Source organism: Streptomyces hiroshimensis (assembly GCF_014650335.1).
GTDB lineage: Bacteria > Actinomycetota > Actinomycetes > Streptomycetales > Streptomycetaceae > Streptomyces > Streptomyces hiroshimensis.
On record NZ_BMUT01000006.1, the window covers coordinates 322755 to 341678 of the forward strand.

An 18924-nucleotide genomic window follows, 5' to 3' on the forward strand; every position below is an offset into this window, starting at 1 on the left:
GCCGAAGGTATGAAGCGGCCCATCCGCCGCGCGCTGGTCAGCGTCTACGACAAGGCCGGGCTGGAGGAGCTCGCGCGCGGTCTGCACGAGGCGGGCGTCGAGCTCGTCTCGACCGGCTCGACGGCCGGCCGGATCGCCGCCGCCGGCGTCCCGGTCACCCGGGTCGAGGAGCTCACCGGTTTCCCCGAGTGCCTGGACGGCCGCGTCAAGACGCTCCACCCGCGCGTCCACGCCGGCATCCTGGCCGACCAGCGCCTGGACTCCCACCGCGAGCAGCTCGCCGAGCTGGGCGTGGAGCCGTTCGAGCTGGTGATCGTCAACCTCTACCCGTTCCGGGAGACCGTCGCCTCCGGCGCCTCGCCCGACGAGTGCGTGGAGCAGATCGACATCGGCGGCCCCTCGATGGTCCGCGCCGCCGCCAAGAACCACCCCTCGGTGGCCGTCGTGGTCAACCCCGGCCGCTACCAGGACGTCCTCAAGGCCGTCGCCGACGGCGGCTTCGACCTCGCGCAGCGCAAGCGCCTGGCCGCCGAGGCGTTCCAGCACACCGCCGCCTACGACGTGGCCGTCGCCAACTGGTTCGCCGAAGGCTACGGAGCCGACGAGGGCCCCTGGCCCGACTTCATCGGCGTCTCCTACGAGCGCAAGCAGGTCCTGCGCTACGGCGAGAACCCCCACCAGCCCGCCGCCCTCTACACGGACGGCACGGGCAAGGGCCTCGCCTACGCCGAGCAGCTGCACGGCAAGGAGATGTCCTACAACAACTACGTCGACACCGAGGCGGCCCGCCGGGCGGCGTACGACCACACCGACCCCTGCGTCGCGATCATCAAGCACGCCAACCCGTGCGGCATCGCCGTCGGTTCGGACGTCGCCGAGGCCCACCGCAAGGCCCACGAGTGCGACCCGCTGTCCGCGTTCGGCGGCGTGATCGCCGTCAACAGCCCGGTGTCGGTCGCCATGGCCGAGCAGGTCGCCGAGATCTTCACCGAGGTCATCGTCGCCCCGGCCTACGAGGACGGCGCCGTCGAGGTGCTGGCCCGCAAGAAGAACATCCGCGTGCTGCGCTGCGCCGACGCCCCCGCGGCGCACGGCGAGTCCCGTCCCGTCGAGGGCGGCGTCCTCGTCCAGGCCAAGGACCGGCTCCAGGCCGAGGGCGACGACCCGGCCAACTGGACGCTCGCCACGGGCGAGGCGCTCTCCGCCGACGAGCTGGCCGGGCTGGCCTTCGCCTGGCGCGCCTGCCGCGCGGTGAAGTCCAACGCGATCCTGCTGGCCAAGGACGGTGCGACCGTCGGCGTCGGCATGGGCCAGGTCAACCGCGTCGACTCCGCGAAGCTGGCGGTGCAGCGGGCGGGCGAGGAGCGGGCGCGCGGCTCGTACGCCGCCTCCGACGCCTTTTTCCCCTTCCCGGACGGGCTGGAGGTGCTGACGGCCGCGGGCGTCAAGGCCGTGGTGCAGCCGGGCGGTTCGGTCCGCGACGAGCAGGTCGTGGAGGCCGCGAAGGCGGCGGGCGTGACGATGTACTTCACGGGCACGCGCCACTTCTTCCACTGAGGCCGCGGAACGGCCGGAGGCCCGTACCCCCGATCACGTCGGGGGTACGGGCCTCCGGGTGGTCCGCCGAAGCGTCGCTCAGAAGCGCGGGCGGCGGAACCACTCCGCCGTGGCCTGCTTGGCCGCGAAGATGATCACCAGGATCGACAGGATGAACGTGATCAGGCCGAGTCCGTAGGCCCAGGAGCTCAGGAGTCCGCCGATGATGCCGAAAGACGCGTAGACGATCGAACCGACGCGGACGCCATTGCCGCCCTTGGCGTAGCGCACGGCGAGAATGATGCCGATAACGGCGAACACCAGGGCGAGCAGGATGAAGAAGCCGAGGACGCCCTTGCCGATGTCGACGGCCTTGTCGACGTCGACCTCGTCGCCCTGCGCGGTCCGGACCGTCCGGCCCGGGCCGACCTCGTCGGCCTTGTCCTTGATCGCGGCGATCAGGGTGCCGAAAAAGCCCGCCAGAGCCACGTGCACTGCGGCGATGCAGTAGAGCATGATGCGCGCGGCCTTGGTGATGCCCGGCATTACCTGCGGGCCCTGCGGCGCACCGGCGTAACCGCCCTGCGCCTGCGGGTACGCGGCGTACGGCTGGCCGGGCTGGGCGCCCTGAGGCGCTTGCGGATATCCGTAACCGGGCGCCTGCTGGGGCGCGCCGTACGGGTTGTTCTGATCGCCGAAGCTCATGCTGGGGATTTCCTCCGTCGGTGTCGTGCGGGGACGGCGCAGGCATTCGGAGGAGAGTTGTGTCAGCGGCTCGCCCCCGATTTGCACGCGCGGCACGCGGATCATCGTTATCGGGCCACTGACTTTTGTCCAGCTGATACCCGTATCGTCGGGGCCGCAGGGGCTCCCGGGAATAACCGGTGCGAATTCGTCACCAACCGCGGACCGCCCTGATTGGAACCATGGCCACTCCATCCGCGAGGATGGGGTCATGACCGCCCAGATTCTCGATGGCAAGGCCACCGCAGCAGCGATCAAGTCCGAACTCACCGTGCGCGTGGAGGCGCTGAAGGCCAAGGGCGTCCAGCCCGGTCTCGGCACCCTCCTCGTGGGCGACGACCCCGGCAGCAAGTGGTACGTGGCCGGCAAGCACCGCGACTGTGCCGAGGTCGGCATCGCGTCCATCCAGCGTGAACTGCCCGCCACGGCCACGCAGGAGGAGATCGAGGCGGTCGTCCGCGAGCTCAACGACAACCCCGACTGCACCGGCTACATCGTCCAACTCCCCCTCCCCAAGGGCATCGACACCAACCGGGTCCTGGAGCTGATGGACCCGGCCAAGGACGCCGACGGCCTGCACCCGATGAGCCTCGGCCGCCTGGTCCTCAACGAGACCGGCCCGCTGCCCTGCACCCCCAACGGCATCATCGAGCTGCTGCGCCACCACGGCGTCGAGCTGGGCGGCAAGCACGTCGTGGTCGTGGGCCGCGGCATCACCGTCGGCCGCTCGATCGGCCTGCTGCTGACCCGCAGGACCGAGAACTCCACGGTCACCCTCTGCCACACCGGTACCCGTGATCTGTCGGCGCACCTGCGCCAGGCCGACGTCATCGTCGCCGCGGCGGGCGTGGGCCACCTGATCAAGCCGGAGGACGTCAAGCCCGGCGCGGCCGTGCTGGACGTCGGCGTCAGCCGCGACGGCGAGGGCAAGATCATGGGCGATGTGGACCCGGCGGTCGCCAAGGTCGCCGGCTGGGTCTCGCCCAACCCGGGCGGCGTCGGCCCGATGACCCGCGCCCTGCTGCTGGTCAACGTGGTGGAGGCCGCCGAGCGCGCCGCCGGAAGCGGCAATGCGGGCTGAGAAGGAGCCGGGCGAGCCGGGCGCGGGAGCGGAGCCCGGCGCGGGCAAGGAGCCGGGCGCGGGCGGCAAGGAACCGGGCGCGGGCAAGGAACCGGGTGCGGGCAGGGAGCCGGGCGCGGGCAAGGGGCGCCGCTTCCAGCTCACGCGGGACACCGCCCGCCCCGAGGGGGGCGGGCGCGCCGCCCCCGGGGACGCCCCGGCGCCGGCGCGCCAGTGGCCGCTGCTGGCGGTCATGGGCGTGACGGGGCTCGGGCTGCTGATCACCGCCTTCGACGCGTTCCGGGTCGGGACGCTGCTGATCGGGCTGGCGATGATCGGCGGTGCGGTGCTGCGCTGGGCCCTGCCGTCCGTGGGCATGCTGGCCGTGCGCTCCCGGTTCACCGACATGATCACGTACGGCGGGCTGGGCGTGGCGATCCTGCTGCTGTCCCTGATGGCGCAGCCGCACCCGTGGCTGAAGGTGCCGTTCCTGGAGGACATCCTCCACTTCACGGTCTAGACCCGACCGGGTTTGCCCGATTTCGAGTAGCTTGATGACGAGGTGATCCCTTTCCTGCCCCGCAGGGCGGGAAAGGGCCGGTGCTGCCCGCGAGAGGGACGTTCCCCGTCATGGCCAAGATCAAGGTAGTGGGCCCGGTCGTCGAGCTCGACGGCGACGAGATGACCCGGATCATCTGGCGGTTCATCAAGGACCGGCTGATCCTGCCCCACCTCGACATCGAACTGAAGTACTTCGACCTGGGTATCGAGCACCGTGACGCCACCGGCGACCAGGTGACCGTCGACGCCGCGCACGCCATCCGGCAGCACGGCGTCGGCGTGAAGTGCGCGACGATCACGCCGGACGAGTCGCGGGTCGAGGAGTTCGGCCTCAAGGCGATGTACCCCTCGCCCAACGGCACCATCCGCAACATCCTCGGCGGGGTGATCTTCCGCGAGCCGATCATCATGGCGAACGTGCCGCGGCTCGTACCCGGCTGGACGAAGCCGATCGTCGTCGGCCGTCACGCCTTCGGCGACCAGTACCGCGCGACCGACCTGAAGATCCCCGGCGCGGGCACCCTGGCCGTGACCTTCACCCCGAAGGACGGCACCGAGCCGCTGGAGCTGGAGGTCTACGACTTCCCGGGCCCCGGCGTCGCCCTGGCGATGTACAACCTGGACGCCTCGATCCGCGACTTCGCGCGCGCCTCGTTCCGCTACGGCCTGGGCCGCGGCTACCCGGTCTACCTGTCCACCAAGAACACGATCCTGAAGAAGTACGACGGCCGGTTCAAGGACCTCTTCCAGGAGGTCTTCGACGCCGAGTTCAAGGCGGACTTCGATGCGGCCGGGCTGACGTACGAGCACCGCCTCATCGACGACATGGTGGCGGCCGCGCTGAAGTCGTCCGGCGGCTACGTCTGGGCCTGCAAGAACTACGACGGCGACGTCCAGTCCGACTCCGTCGCCCAGGGCTTCGGCTCGCTCGGCCTCATGACCTCGGTCCTCATGACGCCCGACGGCCGCACGCTGGAGGCCGAGGCCGCGCACGGCACCGTCACCCGCCACTACCGCCGCCACCAGCAGGGCAAGGCGACCTCCACCAACCCCGTCGCCTCGGTCTTCGCCTGGACCCGGGCCCTGGCCCACCGCGGCAGGCTGGACGGCACGCCCGAGGTCGTCGCGTTCGCGGAGACGCTGGAGCGGGTGTGCACGGAGACGGTCGAGAGCGGGCGGATGACCAAGGACCTGGCCCTGCTGGTCGGTGCGGAGACCCCTTGGCTGACCACCGAGGAGTTCCTCGCGGCCGTCGAGGCGAACCTGCAGAGGAAGCTCGTGCCGGCAGCCGTGTGAACGGCGTGCCGGCAGTCGCGTGAGCGGCCGCGGTGGCCGGTCCTCCACCCCCGTGGGGGGACCGGCCACCGCCCCGCCCATGAGTTTCATGATCGCGAGTTCGGGCTTCAAGATCTTCAAGCCTGCTGTGGCCCGGGGGTGACGGTTCTGCGACGAGTTCGCCGTCGCGTATCAGTTGTGCAGCAGATGTGACAAGGGCGCATGGCGGGACCCCTGATTAACCCAAATGCCACGATGCGCCCCGCCGATGGGAACTGCCATGCTGGATTGCGGCATCCCCCTGGGTAGCCAGCACCGAGGCTGCGGAAGGGGCGCCGCGGCACGGCCGGGCGCGGCACGGCCGGTGCAGCGACACAGCACGGCCCGGTACGGCAACACAGCACGGTGTACAGCACGGCACAGCACGGAAAAGGGTCACGGCACGGGAAGAGCACCGCAGACATCGGGGGACAGGGGAGTGCAATGCCTCGTTGGAGGGCGCTACCGGAGGAACTCGACCCGGAAGTGCGCGAATTCACCGAACAGCTGCGCAGACTCGTGGAGCGCAGCGGGCTGAGCGTCGGTGCCGTCGCGGACCGCACGGGCTACAGCAAGACGTCGTGGGAGCGCTATCTCGGCGGGCGGCTGCTGCCGCCGCTGGGGGCCGCCGAGGCGCTGGCCGAGGCGACCGGGACCGATGTGGTCCACCTGAGCACGATGTGGGAGCTCGCCGAGCGGGCGTGGAGCCGCAGCGAGCTGCGGCACGACTCCACGGTGGAGTCGGCCCGGATCGCCCGGGCGCGGGCCGCGCTGGGCGAGTTCGGACCTCCGCAGGGCGCGCCGCAGGCCGCCTCTCAGGCCGCCCGCGCCGGCGGGCAGCCGGGGGCGGTGATCTCGGAACCGCTGTGCCACGAGGCGGCGCGCCGGGCGGCAGCCGCGGAGGAGAGCCCGGCCGCGGGCCCCGCAGGAACCGCCGGCCCGGTAGGCCCCGCAGTCGCTCCGGAACCCTCCGGGCAGGCCCCGCGGCCGCCCGTCCCGGGCTCGCCGCAGCCGCCCGACTACCGGGCGAACGCGATCCCGGCCGACGGCCCGGCACCCCGCCGCCGCGCGGCCCTCTTCGTCACGGGCGTCGTGGGCGCGCTCCTCGTCGTCGCCGCGGCCGTCCTGCTGCTGGGCGTCGGCGACGGCACGGGCGGGGACTCCGGCAGCGTGCAGCCGCTCGCCTCGCCCTCCGCCGTGCTGCCCGCCGGGGTCAAGTGCACGGGCGCCGAGTGCAGTGGCAAAGACCCCGAGGCCATGGGCTGCGGCGGCGGCCGCGCGACGACGGCCGGCTCCGCGACGGTCGGCACGTCCTACGTCGAGGTCCGCTACAGCCAGGTGTGCGGCGCGGCGTGGGCGCGGATAACGCAGGCGGCCCCGGGCGACGCCGTCCGGATAGACGCGGCCGCGGACGGTGCCGCGCCCGCCCGTACGGAGTCCGGCCGGGTGGTGCGCGACGCCGACGGCTACACCCCGATGGTCGCGGTGTCCGGGCCGGGGAAGGCGAAGGCCTGCGCGACGCTGACCTCGGGCTCCAAGGGGTGCACGGTGGCGCGCGCTCCCTCCGCTCCGGCGGGGTGAGCCGGGCTGAGCCGGGCTGGGCCGTGCCGAGCGACAGGCCCGCCGGTGCCCCGGCGCGCCACGGTGAGGCGTCCCACACGGGGGCGGGGGTTCGGAGCGGGCCGGGTCGGATAGCCTGACGCCGGATCTCTTGATACCGAGAGAGATCCTCACTCATGGGCAGGGACACCCAACCCCAGTTCGCAGCAGGAGATCGCCATGACCCGCACTCCCGTCAATGTCACCGTCACCGGTGCAGCCGGCCAGATCGGCTACGCGCTGCTCTTCCGCATCGCCTCCGGTCAGCTCCTCGGCGCGGACGTGCCGGTCAAGCTGCGCCTGCTGGAGATCCCGCAGGGCCTGAAGGCCGCCGAGGGCACCGCCATGGAGCTCGACGACTGCGCCTTCCCGCTGCTCCGCGGCATCGACATCACCGACGACCCGAACGTCGGCTTCGCGGGTGCGAACGTCGCGCTGCTGGTCGGCGCCCGTCCGCGTACCAAGGGCATGGAGCGCGGTGACCTGCTGGAGGCCAACGGCGGCATCTTCAAGCCGCAGGGCGCGGCCATCAACGCCCACGCCGCGGACGACATCAAGGTCCTCGTCGTCGGCAACCCGGCCAACACCAACGCCCTCATCGCCCAGGCCGCCGCGCCGGACGTCCCGGCCGAGCGCTTCACCGCGATGACCCGCCTGGACCACAACCGCGCGCTCTCGCAGCTGGCGAAGAAGACCGGCTCGTCCGTCGCCGACATCAAGCGCCTGACGATCTGGGGCAACCACTCGGCCACCCAGTACCCGGACATCTTCCACGCCGAGGTCGCCGGCAAGAACGCCGCCGAGATCGTCAACGACGAGGCGTGGCTGTCCGACACCTTCATCCCGACCGTCGCCAAGCGCGGCGCGGCCATCATCGAGGCCCGCGGCGCGTCCTCGGCCGCCTCGGCCGCCAACGCCGCCATCGACCACGTCCACACCTGGGTCAACGGCACCGCCGAGGGCGACTGGACCTCGATGGGTATCCCGTCGGACGGCTCCTACGGCGTCCCGGAGGGCCTCATCTCCTCCTTCCCGGTCACCTGCAAGGACGGCAAGTACGAGATCGTCCAGGGCCTGGAGATCAACGACTTCTCCCGCGGCCGCATCGACGCCTCGGTCCAGGAGCTGGCGGAGGAGCGCGACGCGGTCCGTGCACTCGGCCTCATCTGACCGGCACACGCCGCTGACGGCACGTCGCTGACAGCACGCCACTGACAGGGGGCCTCCCGCAGCCACGGCTGCGGGAGGCCCCCTGTTTCGTCAGTACGGTGCCCGGCCGGGGCCCCACCCGAAAAACCTTCCCAGTCCACAGCTCGACATTCGCACTGGTGCGCGTCGAGGCACTCGTACGGTGTCGAGTTTCGGCCCGTCATCCGCTCCTTATGGGGTCGGTGACGGGCCGGTTGGCTTATTGTGAGTTCTCCGAAAATCCGTCAACTCCTGCATATTCGCAGGTGAGTTCGACGATCGGGGGATCAATGTCCTTATCCGCCGGATCCACAAGAGCCGATCAGGCCAACTCGCCCGGCCCGGTGAAAACGACCGGTACACCGAGGCCCGACTCACGCAGTGAAGCCACCCGCCTGCTCTGTGCGGGGGCCTATCTCGACCTCGACTTCCGCCGCCGCGTCATCGAAGAGCTGGTGGAGCACGAGGAACGCCCCGTCGCACCGTCCCTCGGCATCGACGTCGTGCCGGTGCTCACCCACGCGCTGCGGGCCCGCTCGCAGGACGTGCTCACCGCCGTGCTGCTGACCGGCCTGTGGGCCGCGTTCTTCGCCACCGGGTTCGTCACCGACACGGGCAGCCTCCCGGAGGCCCCGCTTCCGTGGGCCGGGCTCTATGCCGTGGTGTGCGTGGTGCACTGGCTCGGGCAGGCCGCCGCCGGGCGCGGGAGCGCCGTCTACGCCGTCGACCGCACCACCCTGCGCCGGGCGCTCAAGGGTCACGCCTCGCTGCGCGCCTTGCGGGCGGTCGGCCCGCCCGTGCTGCAGGTCGCCTACTGGGCCGCGGCCCTCGTCGCCCTGTTCGAGGGCATGGGCAGCTGGGCGGCCCTGCTCTTCCCGCTGCTCCTCGCGCTGCCGGTGTGGATGCACCGCCAGCGCGTCGCCTCCGTCATGCGGCTGGAGCTCGGCCGGGAGGCGTTCGCCCACCACCCCCGCGCGGTGCCGCGTTCGCGCTACCACCGGCGGATCGCGGCGACGATCGACCGCGAGCAGTACGCGGGGCTGACGATCTACGACCCCTCCCGCCCGTTCATCGGCATGGGCCGCCCGTACGAGCCGTGGTCGTTCGTCCTGGAGCTCAAGCCCCGGGACGGGGCGAAGGGTGACCTCCGGGTGCCGTTCACCGCGCGCGCCGTCGTCGACCTCATCCGGCCCCGCCTGGAGGCGCTGCGCGACTCCGCCGCTGCCACCAGCCGCGACCGGCTGAAGGACCTGGAGGTCGAGGAGTTCGTCTACCTGCCGGTCGGCCCGCACCGGCCCGAGGTCCGCTACGACGAGCCCGTGGTCCGGCGGCACCTGCAGGACGCCGTGGACGAGGGCGGCGAGGCCCGCCGCTACTTCCTGCGGGTCCGTGTCGGCGCCTGGGACGAGCAGGTCGTCGTGTCCGTGCTGGTCAGGGTGCACACCCAGGGCGGCATGCTGGTCCTGGAGGTCGTGCCACACGTCCTGACGCCGGTCAAGCCGGAGTTCCGCGCGGTCGACGTGATCGCCGCGCGCGGCGAGGACGACATCCTGCGCGACGGCGCCCGCGCCCTGCTGTCCGCCCCCGCCGCGGGCTTCGCCTCCGCGGTCTCGGCGCTCCGCACGGCCGTCGCCGGCTTCCGCACCTGGCTGGCCGACCCGCGCCGCGCGGTTCCGGACGGCCCCGCGGGCTCGGTTCGGGAGATCGCCGGGGTGCGCAGCGTCTCGCTGTTCCAGGAGATGGACATCAGCCGCTACGTGAAGACGGTCCAGGACCGGATCGCGAGCGGCGTACGGGACGCACTGCGCTCCCAGGGCTATGAGACCGACCAGTTCGAGCAGCAGATCGTGCAGGTCAGCGAGGGCGGCGTCTTCATCGGCTCGATGAGCGGCGGCGCCGTGGCCGCGGGCAGCGGCGCCCAGGCGAGGAACACCACGAAGGACGGGGGATCATGACGGAACAGCGGAAGAACAGCGGCGGTGGCGGCATCGCCATCGGCCGGATGACGGGCGGCGCGGTGGCCGCCGGGGACCGCGCGCAGGCGGAGAACCGCGCCGAGCGGGCCGGCCCGAACACTCCCGGAGACGCCGGATTAGCCGGCGTACCGGCTGAGACGCCCGGCGACGGCGGCATCGCGGTCGGGGAACTCTCGGGAGGCTCGGTCGCCGCGGGCCGGCAGGCCCGGGCCGTCGACTCCGCCCGGGACGCCCTGGCCGTGACGCCCGAGCTGCTGGAGGCCGTTGCGGCACTGCGTCGGCAACTGCCCCTGCTCGTACGGGCCGAGGGTGACGGCGTCGACGCGGTCGGCGACGAGCTCGCCGGCCTGGAGGACGAGGCCCGCCGCACCGGCCGCACGCAGCGCGGCCGCCTGGTGCGGCTGCGGGCCCTGCTGAGCAGTGGAGCCACGGCCGCCGGCGGCCTGGCCTCGGCGGCCACGGTCGCCGAGGCGGCCGGCCGGCTGCTGGCGTGAGGGGGCGGGGCACATGAGCCGCTGGGACGCTGATCTCCAGCAGTGGGTGGAGGACGAACCGCCCGGACGGAGACCGCACGCAGCACAAGGGGACGCCGCACGCGACCCCGACCACCTCCACGACCCCGACCACCTCCACGACCCCGACCACCTTCGCGACCACGATCACCTCCACGACCCCGACGAGCCGGAGATCCATCTGCTCCCCGGCCCCCTGGACGGCCTGCCCGAAGGGCCGTCGCACGCGGCGATCCTGGCCGGTGCGCTGGCCGGGGTGGTCCTCGCGGGCGGCCTGGGCGTCGGCGCCTGGGCCCTGATGCGGGACGACGGCGGCGGTACGGGCGCGGACGGCTCCGGCAGTGCGTCGCCCGGTGTGAGCGCGAGCGCCCCGCCGTCGCCGGGCCCGTCGGACGGCAGCATCTCGGGCACCACGGGCACCACAGGAAGCATGGGCACCACAGGCACCACGGGCTCCCTGGGGATGACAGGAGGGATGACCAGCGGGAGCACGGGGTTCACGGGCGGTTACAGCCCGGGCACTCCGAGCGCCCCGAGCACCCCGCCCAGCGCCTTCTCCGGATCCGGACCGGGGTCCGCGCCGGGGTCCGGGCCCGGATCCGGCCTGGGATCCGGTCAGGGCGCCCCGGCCGGATTCCGCCGCACGGAGGACCCCTCGGGCTTCCGCGTGGACGTCCCGCAGGGCTGGGAGCGCACCACGGAAGGCGCCAGCGTCTTCTTCAGGCGGGCGGACGGCAACAGCCTGATCCAGGTGTTCACGCTCGACGGGCCGGAGCCGACGCCGTACGCGTCGCTGGAGGAGGCCGAGCGGGCGGTGTCCCGCAACAAGGGCTACCGCAAGCTGTGGCTGACGCAGGAGACCGGCCCCACGCCCGGCGCCGCCGAGCTGGCGTACAGCTACATCCGGCCGGACGGCACCGTGCGGCGCGTTGTCGACCGTGCGTTCAACGGCCCCGACCACCGGCAGTACGCACTGCTGGTCGCCGGGCCGTCCGACGAGTGGCCGTCGCACCAGGAGATCTACCGGGTACTGATGGGGTCGTTCTGCCCCTCGGGGTACTGCGTGAACACGGGCGGCAGCAGCGACGCTCAGTGACCCGTGTCACTCTTTGTGAAGAAAGAGGCATAGCTTTTCGCCTTTTGGTTAGGCGCGTCCCGTTGCCGCCCGAGCGTCCTGCCCGGCGGCAGCGGGACAGACCAGGAACCGGAAGGCAGAGAAGACATGTCGTCAGCCGAGACCATCCACGTCGACGGGGTGTGGCGCGCCGCCGCGTCCGGTGCCCAGCGGGAGGTGCTCGACCCCGCGGACGCCAAGACCCTCGCCGTGGTCTCCGAGGGCGGCGCCGACGACACGGACGCCGCCGTCGCCGCGGCCCGCCGCGCCTTCGACGGCGGTCAGGGCGCCTGGCCGCGGACTCCCGTGGCCGAGCGGGCGGCGCTGCTGCGCCGCGTCGCGGACCTCCTCCAGCGCGACCGCGAGGAGATCGCGCTGACCGAGAGCCGGGACACCGGCAAGACCCTCGAAGAGGGCCGCACCGACGTCGACTGCGTGACCGACGCCTTCCGTTACTTCGCCGACCTCGTCGTGAACGAGGGCGGCGGGCGCGTCGTCGACGCGGGCTCGGACACCGTGCACAGCGTCGTCGTCCACGAGCCGGTCGGCGTCTGCGCGCTGATCACCCCCTGGAACTACCCGCTGCTGCAGGCCAGCTGGAAGATCGCCCCCGCGCTGGCGGCGGGCGACACCTTCGTCATCAAGCCCAGCGAGGTCACCCCGCTGTCCACCGTGCTGCTGATGAAGCTGCTGGCCGAGGCGGGTCTGCCGGACGGCGTCGGCAACCTCGTCACCGGCGCGGGCGACCCCGTGGGCGCCCGCCTCTCCGAGCACCCGGACGTCGACCTCGTCTCCTTCACCGGCGGCCTCGCCTCCGGCACCAAGGTGATGCAGGCCGCGGCGCCCAGCGTGAAGAAGGTCGCCCTCGAACTCGGCGGCAAGAACCCCAACGTGGTCTTCGCCGACGCCTGCGCGACCGACGAGGACTTCGACACCGCCGTCGACCAGGCCCTCAACGCCGCGTTCATCCACAGCGGCCAGGTCTGCTCGGCCGGCTCCCGCCTCATCATCGAGGAGTCCGTCCGCGACCGCTTCGTGGCCGAACTCGCCCGCCGCGCCGCGAAGATCCGCCTCGGCCGCGGCACCGAGGACGGCGTCGAGTGCGGCCCGCTGGTCTCCGCGCAGCAGCTCGACAAGATCGAGGCCTACGTCGCCTCCGCCCTGGCCGAGGGTGCGACGCTGCGCTGCGGCGGCGCCCAGCCGGAGCCGAACGAGGTGCGCCCCGCAGGCGGTTACTTCTACTCGCCGACCGTCCTCGACCACTGCCACCGCGCGATGAAGGTCGTCCGCGAGGAGACCTTCGGCCCGATCCTCACCGTCGAGGTCTTCCGCACCGAGGACGAGGCCGTGGCCCTGGCCAACGACACCGAGTACGGCCTCGCCGGCGCCGTGTGGACCAAGGATGCGGGCCGCGCCCGCCGCGTCGCCGGCCGGCTGCGCCACGGCACCGTCTGGATCAACGACTTCCACCCCTACCTGCCGCAGGCGGAGTGGGGCGGCTTCGGCAAGTCCGGAATCGGCCGCGAGCTCGGCCCGGCGGGCCTGGCCGAATACCGCGAGGCCAAGCACATCTACCAGAACCTTGCGCCCGAGCCGGTGCGCTGGTTCGCCGGCTGAGCCAGCCTCATTCCGTAAGCGAAGAACCTTCCTGCCCCGAGGAGTACCCCCATGCCCCCCGCAGCCCAGAAGATCACGGCCGACTACGTCGTCGTCGGCGGCGGCACCGCCGGATCGGTCATCGCCTCCCGCCTCGTGGAGGACCCCGGTGTCTCCGTCGTCGTCATCGAGGGCGGCCCCTCCGACATCGACCGCGAGGACGTGCTGACGCTGCGCAAGTGGCTCGGCCTGCTCGGCGGTGAGCTGGACTACGAGTACACCACCACGGAACAGCCCCGCGGCAACTCGCACATCCTGCACAGCCGCGCCAAGGTGCTGGGCGGCTGCTCCTCGCACAACACCCTGATCTCCTTCAAGCCGCTGCCCTCCGACTGGGACGAGTGGGAGAGCGCGGGCGCCGCCGGCTGGGGCGCGAAGGACATGGACCCCTACTTCGGCAAGCTCCGCAACAACATCGTGCGGGTCGCGAAGAAGGACCAGAACGCCATCGCCTCGGACTGGATCGAGGCGGTCAAGACCGCGCTCGGCGTCCCCGAGGTCACCGGCTTCAACGACAAGCCCTTCGACGAGGGCGTCGGCTTCTTCGACCTCTCCTACCACCCGGAGAACAACAAGCGCTCCTCCGCCTCCGTCGCCTACCTCCACCCCCACATGGAGGCCGGCGACCGGCCCAACCTCCGCCTCATGCTGGAGACCTGGGCGCACAAGCTGGAGCTGGACGGCACCCGCGCCAAGGGCGTGCACGTGCGCACCAAGGACGGCGAGGAGATCTACGTCGAGGCCGGCCGCGAGGTGCTGGTGTGCGCCGGCGCCGTCGACACGCCCCGGCTGCTGATGCACTCCGGCATCGGCCCGAAGGAGGACCTCGAAGCGCTCGGCATACCCTGCGTGCTCGACCTGCCGGGCGTCGGCGAGAACCTCATCGACCACCCCGAGTCGGTCATCGTCTGGGAGACCGACGGGCCCATCCCCGGCAACTCCGCGATGGACTCCGACGCGGGCCTGTTCGTCAAGCGCGACCCGGAGCACCAGGGACCCGACCTGATGTTCCACTTCTACCAGATCCCCTTCACGGACAACCCCGAGCGCCTGGGCTACGAACGCCCCGAGCACGGCGTGTCCATGACCCCCAACATCCCCAAGTCGCGCGCCCGCGGCCGGCTCTACCTCACCTCCGCGGACCTCGAGGCCAAGCCGGCCCTCGACTTCCGCTACTTCGAGGATGAGGACGACTACGACGGCCGCACCCTCGTCGACGGCATCAAGCTCGCCCGCAAGGTCGCCGAGGCCGAGCCGTTCAAGAAGTGGCTCAAGCGCGAGGTCTTCCCCGGCCCGGACGTCACCGACGACGCCGAGATCAGCGAACTCGTCCGCAAGGCCGCACACACCGTCTACCACCCCGCCGGCACCTGCCGGATGGGCGCCGCCGACGACGCCCTCGCCGTGGTCGACCCCCAGCTGCGGATCCGCGGCCTGGAGAACATCCGCATCGCGGACGCGTCCGTCTTCCCGACGATGCCCGCGGTCAACCCGATGATCGGGGTCCTGATGGTGGGAGAGAAGTGCGCGGAAATGCTTGTAGCAGGCCCCGGCACCGGGGGTGACCCCCGATGAACGGCACCGGCGCCGGCACAGGCGCAACCACCGAGCAGATGCCCGAGCAGACGCCCGAGCACGCGCCGCAGGCTGCGGCCGACGCACCGGCGGTCTTCAGCGTCCGCAACCTGTGGAAGGTCTTCGGGCCGAAGGCCGACCGTGTCCCCGGCAGCGACCTGGCCGCCCTCTCCGCCGAGGAGCTGCGCGAGCAGGCCGGCTGCACCGTCGCCGTCCGCGACGTCTCCTTCGACGTCCGCCAGGGCGAGGTCTTCGTCGTCATGGGCCTGTCCGGCTCCGGCAAGTCCACGCTCGTCCGCTGCCTGACCCGGCTCATCGAGCCGACCTCCGGCACCATCGCCATCGACGGCGAGGACGTGTGCGGCATGGACAAGGGTGCCCTGCGCGACCTGCGCCGCCACCGCGCGGCCATGGTCTTCCAGCACTTCGGGCTGCTCCCGCACCGCTCCGTCCTCGACAACGTCGCCTACGGGCTGGAGATCCAGGGCGTCGCCAAGGCCGAACGCCGCGCCAAGGCCGCCGAGATGGTGGAGAAGGTCGGCCTCGCGGGCATGGAGGACCGCCGCCCCGGCCAGCTCTCCGGCGGCCAGCAGCAGCGCGTGGGCCTCGCCCGCGCCCTCGCCGCCGACCCCGAAGTCCTCCTCTTCGACGAGCCGTTCAGCGCCCTCGACCCGCTCATCCGCCGCGACATGCAGGAGGAGGTCGTCCGCCTGCACCGCGACGAGGGCCGCACGATGGTCTTCATCACCCACGACCTGTCCGAGGCGCTGCGCCTCGGCGACCGGATCGCGCTGATGCGCGACGGCCGCGTCGTGCAGTGCGGGACGCCGGAGGAGATCGTGGGTTCCCCGGCGGACGACTACGTCCGCGACTTCGTACGGGACGTCCCGCGCGAACAGGTCCTGACCGTCCGGCGCGCGATGCGGCCCGCCGCCGCGGGCGAGTCGGAGGAGGGCGAGTCCCTCGCCCCCACGACGACCGTCGCCGAGGCGATCGAGACGGTGGCCCGCACGGGCACGGCGGCCCGCGTCGTCGACGGCGGCCGCTGCGTCGGCGTCGTCGACCACCGCAGCCTGCTGGGCGTGGTGGCGGGCCTCGACTCCTCGCGGAAGGCGGCGGCATGACCGTACACACAGCTCCGCCGCAGATGAAGACGGCGCCGCCAGGCCGGGACGCCACGGCGCCGCACCCCGCGGCACTCTTCCTCCGCGCCCTGTGGGCCCGGCCCGCCGCCCGCAAGCTGCTCGTCCTCGCCGCGGCCGCCGCCGTCCTCGTCCCCGTGGCCGCCGCCGCCCACGGCAGCGGCACCTGGCCCTCCGCGCTCACCGTCGACCTGAGCAAGCCCCTGACCGGGGCCAGCGACTGGATCATCGACAACCGCGACAGCCACTGGGCGTTCCTCTACTTCTTCGGGCACATCAGCGGCGCGATCATCGCCGCCGTACACGCGGTCTACACCGTCCTGCTGGCCCTCGGCTGGGCCGGAGTGACGGCAGCGGCGGCGCTGATCGCCTGGCGGGTCGCGGGCGTACGGGTCGCCGTGACCGCCACCGCCTCGTTCGCCGCCTGCGGCCTGCTCGGCATGTGGGTGCCCACGATGCGCACCCTCGCGCTGATGATCGTCGCGGTCGCGGTGTCCGTCGCCGTCGGCGCGCTCCTCGGCCTCGCCGCGGGCCTGTCGGACCGTACGTTCCGCGCGCTGCGGCCCGTCCTCGACACCATGCAGGCGCTGCCCGCCTTCGCGTACCTGCTGCCCGTCGTCCTCGTCTTCGGCATCGGCGTGGCCCCGGCCGTCCTCGCGACCGTCGTCTACGCGGCGCCGCCCATGGCCCGCCTCACCGCGCTCGGCCTGCGCTCGACCGACCAGGGCGTCCTGGAGGCCGTGGAGTCGCTCGGCGCGACCGGACGGCAGCGGCTGCTGACCGCACGCCTGCCGCTCGCCCGCCGCGAGCTGCTTCTGGGCGTCAACCAGACCATCATGATGGCCCTGTCCATGGCCGTCATCGCCTCCGTGATCGGCGCGGACGGCCTGGGAGACCGCGTCTACCAGGCCCTGTCGACGGTAGACGTCGGCAGCGCCCTGGCCGCAGGCATCCCGATCGTCCTCCTGGCCATCGTCCTGGACCGCACGACGGCAGCCGCGGGCGCCTCCGGTCCGCCCTCGTCGTCCGCACGCCGGCCGTGGGTGGGCTGGGCGCTGGCGGCCGTGGTCACCGCGTCTTTCACCCTCGGCGGCAGGATGCTGGGCTCGCAGACCTGGCCCGACGGCTGGACCGTCGCCATCGCCGCCCCGGTGAACACCGCCAAGGACTGGATGGTCGACCACCTCTACACCGGCCTCCCCGGCATCGGCGGCACCGCCGACCTCGCCGCCCACTACACCGGCTGGATCCTCGACCCCCTGCGCGACGGCCTCCAGGCCCTCCCCTGGTGGGGCGCCCTCCTCCTCGTGGCCGCCCTCGCCTGGCTGATCGGCACGTGGCGCACGGCCCTGACGGCAGTCCTCTCGCTGGCCGCGATCGGCGTGCTGGGCCGCTGGGAGCTGTCCATGGACACGCTCTCGCAGGTGCTGGCCGCGGTCGCCGTCACGCTCGTCCTCGGCTTCACGATCGCCGTGCCGGCCGCGCGCAGCCCGCGCGTGGAGCGGCTGCTGCGGCCCGTCCTGGACGTCTTCCAGACCATGCCGCAGTTCGTGTACCTGATCCCCGTCGTCGCCCTGTTCGGCATCGGCCGGGCTCCGGCCGCCGCGGCCGCGGTCGTGTACGCGCTGCCCGCGGTCGTCCGCATCGCGAGCGAGGGCCTGCGCCGGGTGAACCCCGGCGCCATGGAGTCCGCCCGCTCGCTGGGCGCGACCGGCGGCCAGCAGCTGCGCCAGGTGCAGTTCCCGCTGGCCCGCCCGCAGCTGCTGCTCGCGGTCAACCAGGCCGTGGTGCTGGTGCTGTCCGTCGTCATCATCGGCGGCCTCGTCGGCGGTGGCGCACTCGGTTACGAGGTCGTGTTCGGCCTCGCCCAGGGCGACCTGGCGACCGGTCTCACCGCGGGTGTGGCCATCGCCTGCCTGGGGCTGATGCTCGACCGGGTCACCCAGCCGACGAAGGGAGCGCGTGATGGCGCGTAAGACGATGGTGGGGGCGGCCGCGCTGTGCGTCCTGGCCGCCGCCACGACCACCGCCTGCGGCGCCGCCGACATGACCAAGCAGGCGTCCCCGTACGCCGCCGCGGCGGGGACGAAGACCGTCACCCTGTCCGTGCAGTCGTGGGTCGGCGCGCGGGCCAACACGGCCGTCGCCAAGTACCTGCTGGAGCACGAGCTGGGCTACCGCGTCGACACCGTTCAGGTCGACGAGGTGCCCGCCTGGGACGCCCTCAGCCAGGGCCGCGTCGACGCGATCATGGAGGACTGGGGCCACCCGGAGCAGGAGAAGCGGTACGTCGAGGACAAGAAGACGATCGCCCCCGGCGGCGACCTCGGCGTCACCGGCCACATCGGCTGGTGGGTGCCGAAGTACTTCGCCGACGCCCACCCCGACGTCCTCGACTGGCGCAACCTCAATAAGTACGCGTCGCAGCTGCGCTCGCCCGAGAGCGGCGGCAAGGGCCAGCTCCTGGACGGCTCGCCGTCGTACGTCACCAACGACAAGGCGCTCGTAAAGAACCTCGGCCTGGACTACAAGGTCGTCTTCGCGGGCTCCGAGGCGGCGCAGATCACCCAGATCCAGCAGTCCGCCAAGGACAAGAAGCCCTTCCTCACCTACTGGTACGAGCCCCAGTGGCTCTTCAACGAGGTGCCGATGGTGGAGGTGAAGCTGCCCTCGTACACGCAGGAGTGCGCGGACAAGGGCGCGGCCGACCCGTCGACGGTGAACTGCGCCTACCCGACCTCGCCGCTGAAGAAGTTCCTCAACGCGGACTTCACGCGCAACGGCGGCAAGGCGGCCCGCTTCCTGAAGAACTTCCAGTGGTCGAAGGACGACCAGAACGCCGTCTCGCAGATGATCGCCGAGGACAAGCTCAGCGCGGACGAGGCCGCGAAGCGGTGGGTGGAGAAGAACCCGGACGTATGGAAGAAGTGGCTCCGGTAGGGAGACG

The 18924-nt window shown here is 72.2% G+C and carries 15 protein-coding genes; 14 read left to right on the forward strand and 1 reads right to left on the reverse strand.

The genetic code is table 11. The features are described from left to right. Positions 1–9: 9 nt before the first annotated feature. Positions 10–1557: a bifunctional phosphoribosylaminoimidazolecarboxamide formyltransferase/IMP cyclohydrolase gene (purH, locus tag IE241_RS16475; protein ID WP_190022589.1), complete on the forward strand. Its 1548-nt coding sequence runs from the start codon at positions 10–12 to the stop codon at positions 1555–1557. Between the two features lie 78 nt (positions 1558–1635). Here purH and IE241_RS16480 read toward each other — a convergent pair whose 3' ends face one another. Then, positions 1636–2241 carry a hypothetical protein gene (locus IE241_RS16480; RefSeq protein ID WP_190022480.1) on the reverse strand — a complete coding sequence of 202 codons (606 nt, stop codon included), beginning with the start codon at positions 2239–2241 and terminating at the stop codon, positions 1636–1638. A 250-nt stretch (positions 2242–2491) separates the two neighbouring features. Between IE241_RS16480 and IE241_RS16485 the strand changes: the two genes are divergently transcribed. The 13 genes from IE241_RS16485 (at position 2492) to IE241_RS16545 (ending at position 18917) form a co-directional block, all read left to right on the forward strand. Beyond that, on the forward strand, positions 2492–3361 hold the full coding sequence (locus tag IE241_RS16485; protein ID WP_190022481.1) for a bifunctional methylenetetrahydrofolate dehydrogenase/methenyltetrahydrofolate cyclohydrolase: 870 nt from the start codon (positions 2492–2494) through the stop codon (positions 3359–3361). Next, complete coding sequence (locus tag IE241_RS16490; RefSeq protein WP_190022482.1) at positions 3351–3860, forward strand: DUF3017 domain-containing protein; 510 nt, start codon at positions 3351–3353, stop codon at positions 3858–3860. Before IE241_RS16485 ends, IE241_RS16490 begins: the two co-directional genes overlap by 11 nt. Positions 3861–3970: 110 nt before the next feature. Then, the gene (locus tag IE241_RS16495) at positions 3971–5197 is read left to right on the forward strand and encodes an NADP-dependent isocitrate dehydrogenase (protein WP_190022483.1); all 1227 of its coding nucleotides are present in this window, start codon (positions 3971–3973) and stop codon (positions 5195–5197) included. 462 nt (positions 5198–5659) lie between these two features. After that, positions 5660–6796, forward strand: a complete 1137-nt coding sequence (locus tag IE241_RS16500) for a helix-turn-helix domain-containing protein (RefSeq protein ID WP_190022484.1) — start codon at positions 5660–5662, stop codon at positions 6794–6796. Positions 6797–6994: 198 nt separating this feature from the next. After that, entirely contained in the window at positions 6995–7984 is a 990-nt protein-coding gene (locus IE241_RS16505) for a malate dehydrogenase (RefSeq protein ID WP_190022485.1), read from the forward strand. 362 nt (positions 7985–8346) lie between these two features. Next, positions 8347–9957 (forward strand): AbeC-like domain-containing protein, encoded by a 1611-nt coding sequence (locus tag IE241_RS16510; protein WP_229899338.1) that lies wholly within the window; start codon positions 8347–8349, stop codon positions 9955–9957. Continuing rightward, complete coding sequence (locus IE241_RS16515) at positions 9954–10472, forward strand: hypothetical protein (protein WP_190022487.1); 519 nt, start codon at positions 9954–9956, stop codon at positions 10470–10472. The genes IE241_RS16510 and IE241_RS16515 overlap by 4 nt, the downstream gene beginning before the upstream one ends. A 13-nt stretch (positions 10473–10485) precedes the next feature. Further along, positions 10486–11586, forward strand: a complete 1101-nt coding sequence (locus IE241_RS16520; protein ID WP_190022488.1) for a serine/threonine kinase C-terminal domain-containing protein — start codon at positions 10486–10488, stop codon at positions 11584–11586. Positions 11587–11712: 126 nt separating this feature from the next. After that, entirely contained in the window at positions 11713–13221 is a 1509-nt protein-coding gene (locus IE241_RS16525; RefSeq protein ID WP_190022489.1) for an aldehyde dehydrogenase family protein, read from the forward strand. 51 nt (positions 13222–13272) lie between these two features. Continuing rightward, on the forward strand, positions 13273–14835 hold the full coding sequence (locus tag IE241_RS16530) for a GMC family oxidoreductase (RefSeq protein WP_190022490.1): 1563 nt from the start codon (positions 13273–13275) through the stop codon (positions 14833–14835). After that, the gene (locus tag IE241_RS16535) at positions 14832–15959 is read left to right on the forward strand and encodes a quaternary amine ABC transporter ATP-binding protein (protein ID WP_190022491.1); all 1128 of its coding nucleotides are present in this window, start codon (positions 14832–14834) and stop codon (positions 15957–15959) included. Before IE241_RS16530 ends, IE241_RS16535 begins: the two co-directional genes overlap by 4 nt. Further along, the gene (locus IE241_RS16540) at positions 15956–17953 is read left to right on the forward strand and encodes an ABC transporter permease (RefSeq protein WP_373300688.1); all 1998 of its coding nucleotides are present in this window, start codon (positions 15956–15958) and stop codon (positions 17951–17953) included. Before IE241_RS16535 ends, IE241_RS16540 begins: the two co-directional genes overlap by 4 nt. Beyond that, positions 17943–18917, forward strand: a complete 975-nt coding sequence (locus IE241_RS16545; protein WP_190022492.1) for an ABC transporter substrate-binding protein — start codon at positions 17943–17945, stop codon at positions 18915–18917. Before IE241_RS16540 ends, IE241_RS16545 begins: the two co-directional genes overlap by 11 nt. The last annotated feature ends 7 nt before the right edge of the window (positions 18918–18924 follow it).